The organism is Nocardia sp. CS682 (assembly GCF_004634405.1).
Taxonomy (GTDB): domain Bacteria; phylum Actinomycetota; class Actinomycetes; order Mycobacteriales; family Mycobacteriaceae; genus Nocardia; species Nocardia ninae.
Window position 1 is genome coordinate 1,968,186 of record NZ_CP029710.1, and the last position, 11,735, is coordinate 1,979,920.

The window sequence follows — 11,735 nt, forward strand, 5'->3', positions numbered from 1 at the left end:
TCACTCTGCGTCCGCACGATCAGGCCGGTGCTACGTGGTAGCCACGCCGGTCCGGGAAGCAACGCCCGAAATGTCGGCCGATCTCGTCAACGGGTGCTGACACCTTGGGGCAGCACACTTCCGGGCACGGAATCCACGACCACCGACTGCCCGTCGACCACGGCGGGCACCGCGCCCGGACCGGCGTCCCCACCCCAGTCCCCCGCCCGCAGGTGCGCCAGCGTGATCAACGCGGCCACCACGAGCGCACTCAACAGCGCCGCCACCGCGAGCACGGCGAAACCGACCTGCGCCTGCTCGACCAGCTCCACCGGGTGAGCGCCGCGGGCCTGGCGCACCGGCGAATTCCGTGTGCCACGGTCGTATACGACGACGCCGCCACCGGGCCGCGCGCCACGCGGGCGCCGGTCCACGGTCGACCGATGCGCCGAATCCACTGCGCGCGTACGCAACGAGCCTCGATGCACGCGCGGGACCGTCGCGAACGCGAGATCTATCTCCGCCGAATCGGTGTCGCGCGAGCCGACCTCACGCGTGTCGACATCGCGAACATCGTCGACACGCCGTGCGAGATCCGTGCCCGGCGCGCCGATCTCCGTGTTGATGTCGCTGATCGCAGTGCTCATCGGACAAACCTCCGTGGTGGGTGCTCCGTCTGTGTTCGAGCTGGGGTGTTCGAGCTGGGCGGACCGGTGGGGCTGCTCGGTACCGCTGTTCAGTGCCGCTTTTCGATGCATTGTTCGCTCAGGTGTTCGAAGAACTGATGTTCGATTTCTACCACGTGCCACCGACAATGTCAGCAGGAAACGCCCGACACTCCTCGAACAGATGTTTGAAACATCGGCCCGACCGGACTAGATTCGAAAGACGAAATTCAAGACAGGCCATGCAGGGATATGCCGGGCGGCGGGATCAGCCCGGATACAGCACGGAAGGGCGGTTGCGGTGAGGCACACAGACGACACGGGCGTAGAGAGCGAAGGCGGCGCCGACACGGCGGTTACCGAAGCGGATCTCACCGTGCGTCAACGCAAAGTGCTGGAGGTTATCCGGTCTTCGGTGAGCGAGCGCGGCTACCCGCCGAGCATCCGGGAGATCGGCGACGCCGTCGGGCTGACGTCCACCTCCTCGGTCGCCCATCAACTGCGGGCACTGGAACGCAAGGGCTTTCTGCGTCGCGACCCGAATCGTCCACGCGCCGTCGATGTTCGCGGCCTCGACGAGGTGGGGCGCGCGGTGACCACCCTGCACGCCGCCGCCGTCGACGAATCCGATACGGGCGCAGCCGATCCGAACCGGCCGACGCCGACGTTCGTGCCGGTACTCGGCCGGATCGCCGCCGGTGGACCGATTCTGGCCGAGCAGGCCGTGGAGGACGTGTTCCCGCTGCCGCGCGAACTGGTCGGCGAGGGATCGCTGTTCCTGCTCAAGGTCGTCGGTCAGTCGATGATCGACGCGGCGATCTGCGACGGCGACTGGGTGGTGGTGCGCCAGCAGAACGTCGCCGACAACGGTGACATCGTCGCCGCCATGATCGACGGCGAAGCGACCGTGAAGACGTTCAAGCGCACCGGCAAGGATGTCTGGCTGATGCCGCACAACCCGGTGTTCGAACCGATTCCCGGCAATGACGCACAGGTACTCGGCAAGGTCGTCACGGTCATCCGTAAGATCTAGCCGGAGTTCCATACGCGAACGGCCGCACGGTGATCCGTGCGGCCGTTCGCGTCCGATACCGCCGGCGCGGATCCGGCGGCATCGTTCACAGCACATTGCCAGCGAGCGCCCAGCGCCTTCACCGCTGCGCGGGTCATGCTCCTGCGGTGACCGTGATCAGCGTCGAACCGAGCATGCCCGGTGCAACCACCACCACGGCGGGCCTACCTCCGGCTCGCCACTGGGAGCGGGCCGGACTTGCCGCGCTGCTGCTCGGTACGGCGGTCGCGTATCTCTGGCACATCACCGTCAACGGCATGGGCAACAACTTCTACGCCGCCGCGACCTGGGCCGGTTCCCGGAGCTGGAAGGCGCTGCTGTTCGGCTCGCTCGATCCCGGCAACTTCATCACCGTCGACAAGCCACCGGTATCCCAGTGGGTGATGGGGTTGTCCGGGCAGCTGTTCGGATTCAGCAGTGCGAGCATGCTGGTCCCGCAGGCGTTGATGGCGGTCGCCGCGGTCTGGCTGCTGTCTGCGGCGGTGGCCCGCGCCACCGGCAGCCGGGACACCGGGCTGCTCGCCGGGGCGGTGCTGGCATCGACCCCTGTGGTGGCGTTGATGTTCCGGTTCAACAATCCCGACGCCGTGATGGTCCTGCTGATGACCGCGGGCGCCTACTGCACGATCAGGGCCCTGGAGCGAGCGAGCGCACGCTGGCTGGCATTGGCCGGTGTCGCGCTCGGCTTCGCGTTCCTGGCCAAGATGCTCGAAGGGTTGATGGCGCTGCCCGCGCTGGGTGTCGCCTATCTCCTTGTTGCGCCTACGACGCTGCGTAATCGGTTGTGGCACTTGACCACTGCCGCCGTCGCGCTGATCGTCTCGTCCGGCTGGTACGTGCTGCTGACCATGTTGTGGCCCCCTTCGTCGCGGCCCTACCTCGCCGGGTCGACGAACAACACGTTCATGGATCTGGTGCTCGGCTACAACGGATTCGCGCGCTTCCTCGGCCAGAACCACAAGGTCGGCAACCGCTTCGAGCTGCCGCCCGGGTACGAGATGCCACACGACCTCGGGGCAGGCTTCGGTGGATCGGGGCCGTCGAGGCTGTTCACCGGTGAGATCGGATTCGAGATCTCCTGGCTACTGCCCGCAGCGCTGCTGGCCTTCGGGATTGTGCTGGTGTCACGCTGGCGAGTGCCGCGCACCGATCTGATACGCGGCGCGGCAGTGGTTTTCGGACTGTGGCTGATCATCGATGGGATCGCGTTCACCACCATGCAGGGTGGCATGCACGCTTACTACACCTTGGCCATCGGGCCCGCCGTCGCGGCAACGTTCGCGCTCGGTGTCCACGAAGCTTGGCGGCGGCGCGACGAGGTGTTCGGCCGAATTGCCGCTGCCGCGGTGGTGCTGGCTACGGCAGGCTGGGCTTTCGTGCTGCTGCAACGTAACGCCGAGTGGCTGCCTTGGTTGCGCTGGGCCCTGCTCACCATTGCCGTACTCGCCACGCTCGGGCTGCTGGCCGGCACCTTCACCGTGCCGGATCGGCTGCGCACCCGGACCACCTCGGTGCTGGTGATCGTGGGCGTGCTGGCCGGACTCGGCGGATCCACCGCGTACGCGGCGGCCACCCTGCCGCAGGCGCATGTGGGCGGCAGCCCGACCGTCGGCCCCGCCGAACCCGAAAAGGGCGCCCCCGCAAACGAAGTCCGCCGCGCCGTCACCGCTTTCCTCGACGGCTCGACCGAACCGCAGGTCGTCGAACTGCTGCGGAATACCACGACCACCTGGTCGGCAGCCGTCGATCGGTCCTCGACTGCCGCGAGCCTGGAGTTGGCCAGCCGCACCCCCGTGATCGCCATCGGCGGCTTCACCTCCGACGACCCGGTGCCCACCCTCCCCGACTTCGAGCACTTGGTCAGCACCCACCAGGTCACGTACTACCTCGCGCAGGAGGTGAAGTTGCCGGATGCATGGAAAGTCGCCGATCAGCCGGGCATCATCCCGGAACCGGACCAGCCGCACACCGGCAACGGCCTGTGGCGACCATCCGGAAACAAGGACATCGCGGAGTGGGTTGCCGCGCACTACACCCCGGTCCACTTCGGCAACATAGCTGTCTACGACCTGACAGCACCGCCGCGCTGACGTTCATGATCGACGGGACATAGCCGCCGTCATGTCCCGGTGGATCATGAAGTTACGGCCGTGCGGGACTTCGCGCTGCCGACGATCCCCGTGTGGGTGCCGCCGGACCGAATCAGGTTGCCTCGGCCGGTCGGGTAGCGACGACCCCGGCCAGGATGACGCGCAGGCCGTGGTCGAACTCGGCGTCGGGATCGGCGGTGAAGAGCTCGCCCACCAGCGCCGTGGTCAAGGGGTATCGCGTTGCGTCGATGAGGTTTTCGAGGCGCTCGGGCCGGTAGGGGTTGTCGTCGTATTCGGCGCCGGCTCGCGCCTGCTCTTCGATCACGAAGCCGATGGTGTAGTGCAGCAGGATCGGGAAGACGCGGACCGACTGCACCATCGCGAAGCCCGCGTCCTCCAGCGTGCGCAGCGTCAATTCCACTGTGCGCCACATTGCTTCGTCGTCGACATAGGTGCCCGCGAGCACCTTCGCGCCATCCCGGTAGCGCAGCATCGACCGGCGCAGCCTGGTGGCGAGCTGGATGGTCCAGTCCTGCCAGTCCTGCCCGCGCCGCGGCGCCTCCAAGCCGTCGACGGCGGCGACGAAGACGGTGCGTGCCATCGCGTCGAGTAGTTCGCGCTTGTTCTTGACGTGCCAGTAGAGCGCGGGTGCCTGGACGTCGAGCGCGGCGGCCACCTTGCGCATGGTCAGGCCGTCCAGTCCGGCGTCGTCGAGCAGGTTCAGCGCCGCCTGGGCGATGACCTGGGTATCGAGCTTCACAGCCGCCTCCTGTTTCGAACCGGTTGACAGCTTAACAATGTTCATGTCTCCCTAACATCGTTAAATAGCTTAACATCGTTAAGGAGAAGGTCATGGAGACGACCCAGGTAGTTATCGCTGGTGGCGGGCCTACCGGACTGATGCTGGCCGCTGAATTGCGACTAGCCGGAGTGGACGTTGTCCTGCTCGACGGGCTCGCGCAGCGCACCGGCGAATCGCGGTCCGGCGGCATCCACGCCCGCACCATGGAGATCCTCGATCAGCGTGGACTGCTCGACTGCTTGCTGCCACAGGGCCACATCCGGCAAGCCGGCCATTTCGGCGCGCTCCCTTTGGATTTCAGCGACTTCGACACTCGATACCCGTACATGCTCGCCGTGCTGCAGTCGGTGGTCGAGCGCGAACTCGACCGGCACGCAACCGAACTCGGGGCGCCGGTGCGGTGGGGATCGCCGGTCATCGGGTTCGAGCAGGACGCGACGGGGATCGACGTGGAAGTCGGCGGACCGGACGGCACCCACCGGATTCGGTCCGAGTATCTGGTCGGTTGCGACGGCGGGCGCAGTGCGGTGCGCAAGCTGGCAGGCATCGACTTCGTCGGCACCGACGCGACGATGACCGGGATGCTGGCCGATGTCGAACTGGCCGAGCCGCCTTCGGAGCAGTTCTTCGGCCACCGTCGCGGGGGCGGCGATTTCTCCGCAGTCCAGTTCGAGCCCGGCTGGTACCGGCTGGTCGTCCAACGACACGACCTCGTCATGCCGCGCGGATCAGTCCTGACGTTCGAGGACTTCCGGGCCAACTTCGCTGAGATCGCGGGCACCGATTTCGGCATGCACAGCCCGCGCTGGGTGACGCACTACGGCGACGCTTCCCGACAGGCGACGCGCTACCGCGACAGGCGCGTGTTCCTGGCCGGAGATGCCGCGCACATCCACTACCCCGCAGGCGGCCAAGGCCAGAACCTGGGAGCTCAGGATGCGGTCAATCTCGGCTGGAAGCTGGCAATCGCCCTGCACCGCAACGGATCGGACGCTGCGCTCGACACCTATGAGTCCGAACGCCATCCGGTCGGTGCCCGCGTGCTGAACAACACCAGGGCGCAGACCGCGCTACAGCGGCCCGGCGCGCATACCGAGGCACTGCGCGCTGTGCTGGGCGACCTGATCGACCTGGACGTCGTGCGGCAACGGCTCGGGCTCATGATCACCGCCCTCGACATCCGCTATGACGTCAAAAGCGATCATCCGCTGGCCGGGCGTCGTGTTCCCGACGGCGACCTCACCACCGCCGCGGGTGTCACCCGGGTATGCGAACTGCTGCGCCCGGGCCGACCGATCCTGTTGCGCCTCAACGGAAACCAGAACGCGTCGGCAGCAGGGTGGCTCGACCGAGTCGACGTGATCGACGCCCACCCCAGCGCCACCCACTGGCCCGTCCCCGGCGTAGGCGACATCGCGGTTCCCGCCGCCATCCTCATCCGACCCGACGGTTACGCAGCCTGGGTCAGCTCCGAGCCCAGTACCGACGGCCTAACCGAAGCACTGACCACCTGGTTCGGCCCAGCGGTCTGAGCCGTCGGCGAGCGAAGCGCCCACGAGTTCCGACTGGGAATCTCACAGCGGACGGGTTGGCGGCGTCTTCCTCCTGTGAGCCTGCAACGCGGATTGTCCGAAAACCACGCTTCGCGCTCGGCTGAGCTCCCCTGGCGGGTGGCCGAGGCGATACCCGGTGCGGGTCAGCCTTCGCCGAGGTTGCGGAATCTGGCTCTCACTGGTGCGGCTCCCCCACCGCACACCGAAGCCGAATTGGAGCGCCTGCTGACGATGGTGCGGCGAGATCTGCGCAACGGTACGACCGTCAGCATCGGACACAGTCGGCATGCCAACTCGGTCGCCGCGGCGGACGCATTCGCCGCCGCATGGCGTGCGCGTGGCTTCCAGGTGTCAGCCGTCGTCGACTGGCCGGAGGACGCCGCATCCTGGCTGCGGCAGGCGCGGCGGCTCACCGCGGGGGCACCCGACGCCTGGGTGGTCGCGGGGGGAGTCGCGGGTTTCGTCCAATTGAGCAGACGGCTCGTGCACTCCACGGATTGGACCGCGCGCCGCACGTTCGCGTTCGGGTCGCTGACTGATTCGAGGTGTGCGGTACTTGCGGGCGCCCGGGTCCTCGATGGACTGCGTGGTGCGACCCGCGACGGGAACGGCTGGGCGGTCCGCGGCGGCGAGGTCGTTCTCGGTGCCGGGTGACCTACTCGGTTTGGTCGTCGATTGTCGCGACGGCGGCGTTCTTCTTGACCGACTCGATGCCGTTCTTGGCTGCGGCCTTGCTTTCGTAAGCCTGGCTCGCGGCGATGACCTCCCCGTTCGGCGCTTTCAGACGCCAACGGGTCTTCGATGCCTTGTCCGTGTACAACTCGAATTTGGCGGCCATGGTTGCTCTTCTTTCGCTCGACCGGATAACTCCTGTCGTTCGAAGGAGTAACCGTCCAGCGTTTTCTCAATCCTCGCGGCGGAGTCACCCCAGTAGCTGACCGTTAGCAGAGCAGGGCGGCGTTGTGCGAGATCAGGTGGTCGCTGCTTGTTTCGCGAGCGGGTCGTCCGCGTGGGTCGCGCCGATCCAGTGCAGCAGGTCGTGGATGGTGTCGTCGGCGAGGCGGTAGCGGACGATGCGGCCGTGTTTGGCGGCGGCGACCCAACCCTGTTGGCGGAGTAGGCGTAGGGCGTGCGAGACGGCGGTGCCGGACATGCCGACCGCGGCGGCCAGGTCGCTGACGCTGATGTCGGGGGCGTGGTGCAGGCACAGCAGCAGCCGGAGCCGGTTGGCATCGGATAAGAGCTCGAAACGGTTCGCCCAGCGCTCGATGCCTGCGATAGCCAAACCCGATGCGGCGCGGCCTGCGTGATCGGGATCCAGCGGAATGCTCACTGCCACACGTCTACTCTGCCGCTCTTGGGCGAGTACGACCAGCGCTTGTGAACATCGGAACATATGTTCAGCTGATCAGGTATCGCGGGTATCGTCTCGACAAGTGAGCAGCACAACCCAGGCCATGCACATGAGCGACGGCATCGTCGACGCGCCGACCTCGTTGATCTTCGCGGTGATCGCGGTCGCGGGCCTGGGCTTCGCGGCGTGGCGGGCCCGCGCCGAGCTGGACGAGCGGGCCGCACCGATGGCCGGTCTGGTGGCGGCCTTCATTTTCGCGGTGCAGATGGTGAACTTCCCGATCCTGCCGGGAGTGAGCGGGCATCTGCTCGGCGGCGCGCTCGCCGCGATTCTGGTCGGCCCCTACGTCGGGGCGCTGTGCGTGGCGATTGTGCTTGTCGTGCAGGCACTTCTGTTCGCCGATGGCGGGCTGACCGCGCTCGGTACGAACATCACGAACATGGCGCTGATCGGGGTCGCCGTCGGTTACACGGTCGCTCGCCTCGTGCTGCCGGTGCTGTCTCGGCGACGCGCCGACGCGGGGATCGGGATCGTCGGATTCGTCGCGGCGTTCGTCGGAACCGTCGCAGCGGCTTCGGGTTTCGTCGTCGAGTACCTGATCGGCGGTGCGGCGGGCTCGACCGTCGGCGCGGTCACCGGATACATGCTGATCACCCATGCGCTGATCGGTGTCGGAGAAGGGATCATCACCGCGATCACGCTCGTCGCCGTGGTCAACGCCCGACCCGATCTCGTCTATCTGTTGCGGGTCAGCGGTCGACGCCGCACCGCCGCAACACCACTGCGACCCCGGCTCTCGATGACCGGATTCCTGTTGGCGTTCGCCGCGGTGGCCGTGCTCGTCGCGGGCCTGCTGTCCTATGTGGCGAGTTCGCAGCCGGACGGGTTGGACGCGACCACGCAGCGCGGCTGCACCGTGGTCCAGGTCGACGGCACCGAAGAGCTGCAGGGCGACTGCATCGCCAAGAACGCGCAAGACCACCATCTCGCGAACTCACCACTGGCCGACTACACGATCGACGGCAACGACAAACTGACCGGTGTCGCAGGCATTCTCGGGGTCGCCGCGGCTTTCGCGGTGCTGTTCGCGGTGGTGAACCTGATCCGGGCGGGACGACGGAAAGACACGGCCGCGGTGACCGAGCCGGGGTCGACGTAAGTGACGGTCGCCAGTCACCGCCTGTATCTGCCGGGAAGTTCACCGGCGCATCGGGTACCGGCCGAAGTGAAGATCGTCTGCGCGGTGCTCGCCGTCTTCGCCGTCGTGGCGACGCCGCGAGAACTGTTCTGGCCCTTCGGCTGTTACGCGCTCGGCTTGGTCGCGCTCTGGCGCTGGGCGGATATCCCGTTGCGCTGGATCGCGCCGCGGCTGCTCATCGAACTGCCCTTCGTGGTGCTCGCGATTCTGCTGCCGTTCGCGGCGGGTGCGCCGAGGACGACGTTTCTCGGGCTGTCGCTGTCGACGGCCGGGCTGTATGCCGCGTGGGGCATTGTCGCGAAAGGGACGATCGGCGTGGGAGTTTCGCTCACCTTGGCCGCTACGACGAACGTACGCGAATTGCCGGCCGGCCTGACCAGGCTGCGCGTGCCCGGCATGATCGTCACCATCGTGGTGTTGATGCTCCGGTACGTCGACCTGCTGCTCGAGGAAGCCGGTCGGATGCGTTTGGCGCGGATTTCACGCGGCGACGACCCGCGAACCCTGCGCCAAGCAGGTGCGACCGCACGCGGTGCGGGCACCTTGTTCCTGCGTTCCTACGAACGCGGGGAACGCGTCCACTTGGCGATGCTGTCGCGCGGGTTCACCGGCGCTGTACCGGATTTCGGCACCCAGCCCGCGACGCGGACGCAATGGATGCTCGGCTGTGTACCCGCTGTCGTCGCGGTCTGCCTCTGCGTCACCGCCCAGGTGATCCGATGACCGAATCGGCAACGCCCGCAGTACGTCTGGTCGACCTGACGTTCGCCTATCCCGACGGCACCGGCGCCCTGCACGGCGTGAACCTCGACATCGCCCCCGGCGAACGGGTCGCCGTCCTCGGCCCCAACGGTGCCGGGAAATCCACCCTGATGCTGCACCTGAACGGCGTGCTCACCCCGGCATCCGGCGAGGTGCGCATCGGCGGAATCCTATTGGGCCGCAGCACCGTTCGCGCCATCCGCCAACGCGTCGGCCTGGTCTTCCAGGACCCCGACGACCAGCTCTTCATGCCGACCGTCGAACAAGATGTCGCCTTCGGACCCGCCAATTTCGGTATCCGCGGCGCCCAGCTCACCGACAACGTCCGCGACGCCCTCGCCGCGGTGGGCATGTCGGATCGAGCCGAGCGCTCCCCTACCCAACTCTCGGTCGGCGAGCGCCGCCGCGCCGCCCTGGCCACCGTCTTGGCCTGCCGGCCAGAGGTACTCGTCTTGGACGAACCCGCCGCCAACCTCGACCCGGTCGCCCGACGCGAGCTGGCCGACGTACTGACCACACTGCCGACCACCATCCTGATGGTCACTCACGATCTCCCCTACGCCCAGCGCATCTGCCACCGCGTGGTGATCCTCGACGCGGGCCGCATAGTCGCCGACGGTCCCACCGACGAAATCCTCGATGACGCAGCGCTGCTGGCCAAACACCGCCTGAGCTGAGCCCTTGGGAGCCGAGCCCGGTCGACGGCACAGTGATCGAGCGCCCCGGACCGAGTGGGCACTCCCCTCGATCCGGCAATGGACCCGAGAGTGCCCGTCCGCCGACCCGAACGAGCTCAGGCGCCGCGACCGGTGCGCTGCTGGAGCTCATCGATCAGCTCCGACGCCTGCGCTTTGGTCAACCCCGCCGGCACCTCCTCGCCCGCCTCCTGGGCCAGGGTCTGCAGGTAGGACTGCTGCGGTCCGGTCATCGGCTCGTCACCGGTGGTCCACTGCTCGGGATCCTTCTCCGGATTCGGCTGCACCATCATCGCTCCTCACACTCGACAGAACGCATGTTCGACCCCTACATACCCGGATCATCGCCCCTCAACCACCGCAGCCGTGCGGCAGTCACCCGACCCGGTATGTGGTGCAACCGAATGCAGACCTCCGGATCAGGACAGCTTCAGCGACCGTCCGATGATTTCCTTCATGATCTCGGTGGTGCCGCCGTAGATCGTTTGCACGCGAGCGTCCATGTACGCCTTCGCGATCGGGTATTCCTTCATGTAGCCGTAGCCGCCGTGCAGCTGCAGGCAGCGGTCGATGAGCTCGACCTGCTCCTCGGTGCTCCACCACTTGGCCATGGCGGCATCCTCGACCGAGAGCTTGCCGTTGTTGAGGTCCTCGATGAAACGGTCGACCAGCACGCGGACCGCGGTGGTCTTGGTGGCCAGTTCGGCGAGGACGAAGCGGGTGTTCTGGAAGGTGCCGATGGGCTTGCCGAACGCCTTGCGGTCGCGCACGTACTGGATGGTCATGTCCAGGCACGCTTCCATGGCGGCCGCGGCCATCACGGCGATGGAGAGGCGCTCCTGCGGGAGGTTCTGCATCAGATGGATGAAGCCCGCGCCTTCCTGACCGAGCAGGTTGGCGGCGGGGACCCGGACGTCGGTGAAGCTCAGCTCGGCGGTGTCCTGCGCCTTGAGGCCGAGCTTGTCCAGGTTGCGGCCGCGCTCGAAGCCGGGCATGCCGCGCTCGACGACGAGCAGGCTGAAGCCCATCGCGCCCTTCTCGGGGTCGGTCTGCGCGACCACGATGACGATGTCGGCGTTGATGCCGTTGGTGATGAAGGTCTTGGCGCCGTTGAGCACCCAGTCGTCACCGTCGCGGACCGCGCGGGTCTTGATGCCCTGCAGGTCGGAGCCCGTGCCCGGCTCGGTCATCGCGATGGCGGTGATGATCTCGCCGGAACAGAAGCCGGGCAGCCAGCGCTGCTTCTGCTCCTCGTTGGCCAGTTCCAGCAGGTACGGCGCGATCACATCGTTGTGCAGGGCGAAGCCGAGACCGGAGTACTGGCCGCGGACCGACTCCTCGGCCACGATCGCGTTGTAGCGGAAATCCTTGACCCCGCCGCCGCCGTACTCCTCCGGCATGGCCATACCGAGGAAGCCCTGCTTGCCCGCCTCGAGCCAGACCGCGCGGTCGACGATCCCCTGCTCTTCCCACTCAGCGTGGTTCGGCGCGACATGCTGATCGAGAAACTTGCGGAACGACTCCCGGAACAAATCGTGCTCGGGTTCGAACAGTGTGCGCTCCAC

The 11,735-nt window shown here is 67.1% G+C and carries 13 protein-coding genes and 1 pseudogene; 8 read left to right on the forward strand and 6 right to left on the reverse strand.

The window, feature by feature from the left end; genetic code table 11:
* Positions 1-86: 86 nt before the first annotated feature.
* The gene (locus DMB37_RS08625; RefSeq protein ID WP_135232250.1) at positions 87-626 is read right to left on the reverse strand and encodes a hypothetical protein; all 540 of its coding nucleotides are present in this window, start codon (positions 624-626) and stop codon (positions 87-89) included.
* 394 nt (positions 627-1,020) lie between these two features.
* Between DMB37_RS08625 and lexA the strand changes: the two genes are divergently transcribed.
* The gene (gene lexA / locus DMB37_RS08630) at positions 1,021-1,677 is read left to right on the forward strand and encodes a transcriptional repressor LexA (RefSeq protein ID WP_107660727.1); all 657 of its coding nucleotides are present in this window, start codon (positions 1,021-1,023) and stop codon (positions 1,675-1,677) included.
* A gap of 173 nt (positions 1,678-1,850) precedes the next feature.
* Positions 1,851-3,806, forward strand: coding sequence for a glycosyltransferase family 39 protein (locus DMB37_RS08635; RefSeq protein WP_135237436.1), 1,956 nt, complete (start codon positions 1,851-1,853; stop codon positions 3,804-3,806).
* Between the two features lie 112 nt (positions 3,807-3,918).
* On the opposite strand, the gene DMB37_RS08640 is transcribed toward DMB37_RS08635, so the two are convergent.
* Entirely contained in the window at positions 3,919-4,566 is a 648-nt protein-coding gene (locus DMB37_RS08640) for a TetR/AcrR family transcriptional regulator C-terminal domain-containing protein (RefSeq protein ID WP_135232251.1), read from the reverse strand.
* 92 nt (positions 4,567-4,658) lie between these two features.
* On the opposite strand from DMB37_RS08640, the gene DMB37_RS08645 reads away from it, so the two are divergent.
* Both DMB37_RS08645 and DMB37_RS08650 read left to right on the forward strand, forming a co-directional pair.
* On the forward strand, positions 4,659-6,140 hold the full coding sequence (locus DMB37_RS08645) for an FAD-dependent monooxygenase (protein ID WP_135232252.1): 1,482 nt from the start codon (positions 4,659-4,661) through the stop codon (positions 6,138-6,140).
* A gap of 180 nt (positions 6,141-6,320) precedes the next feature.
* Entirely contained in the window at positions 6,321-6,815 is a 495-nt protein-coding gene (locus tag DMB37_RS08650) for an ABC transporter substrate-binding protein (RefSeq protein WP_206055213.1), read from the forward strand.
* A 1-nt stretch (position 6,816) separates the two neighbouring features.
* Here DMB37_RS08650 and DMB37_RS08655 read toward each other — a convergent pair whose 3' ends face one another.
* The gene (locus DMB37_RS08655; protein WP_135232253.1) at positions 6,817-6,999 is read right to left on the reverse strand and encodes a DUF1508 domain-containing protein; all 183 of its coding nucleotides are present in this window, start codon (positions 6,997-6,999) and stop codon (positions 6,817-6,819) included.
* 132 nt (positions 7,000-7,131) lie between these two features.
* Positions 7,132-7,482 carry a metalloregulator ArsR/SmtB family transcription factor gene (locus DMB37_RS08660; protein WP_240772503.1) on the reverse strand — a complete coding sequence of 117 codons (351 nt, stop codon included), beginning with the start codon at positions 7,480-7,482 and terminating at the stop codon, positions 7,132-7,134.
* Between the two features lie 115 nt (positions 7,483-7,597).
* Between DMB37_RS08660 and DMB37_RS40945 the strand changes: the two are divergent.
* The 4 genes and pseudogenes from DMB37_RS40945 to DMB37_RS08675 form a co-directional block, all read left to right on the forward strand.
* Positions 7,598-8,290, forward strand: a pseudogene (locus DMB37_RS40945) (energy-coupling factor ABC transporter permease); the annotation flags it as partial.
* A 24-nt stretch (positions 8,291-8,314) separates the two neighbouring features.
* The gene (locus DMB37_RS40950; RefSeq protein WP_206055322.1) at positions 8,315-8,674 is read left to right on the forward strand and encodes a PDGLE domain-containing protein; all 360 of its coding nucleotides are present in this window, start codon (positions 8,315-8,317) and stop codon (positions 8,672-8,674) included.
* Positions 8,675-9,436 (forward strand): cobalt ECF transporter T component CbiQ, encoded by a 762-nt coding sequence (gene cbiQ / locus DMB37_RS08670; RefSeq protein WP_135232256.1) that lies wholly within the window; start codon positions 8,675-8,677, stop codon positions 9,434-9,436. It abuts the gene before it with no gap.
* Positions 9,433-10,152 (forward strand): energy-coupling factor ABC transporter ATP-binding protein, encoded by a 720-nt coding sequence (locus DMB37_RS08675; protein ID WP_135232257.1) that lies wholly within the window; start codon positions 9,433-9,435, stop codon positions 10,150-10,152. Before cbiQ ends, DMB37_RS08675 begins: the two co-directional genes overlap by 4 nt.
* A 116-nt stretch (positions 10,153-10,268) precedes the next feature.
* Here the strand turns inward: DMB37_RS08675 and DMB37_RS08680 are convergent, their stop codons facing one another.
* Both DMB37_RS08680 and DMB37_RS08685 read right to left on the reverse strand, forming a co-directional pair.
* Entirely contained in the window at positions 10,269-10,460 is a 192-nt protein-coding gene (locus DMB37_RS08680; protein ID WP_135237438.1) for a DUF3072 domain-containing protein, read from the reverse strand.
* A gap of 129 nt (positions 10,461-10,589) precedes the next feature.
* Positions 10,590-11,735, reverse strand: a complete 1,146-nt coding sequence (locus tag DMB37_RS08685) for an acyl-CoA dehydrogenase family protein (protein WP_135232258.1) — start codon at positions 11,733-11,735, stop codon at positions 10,590-10,592.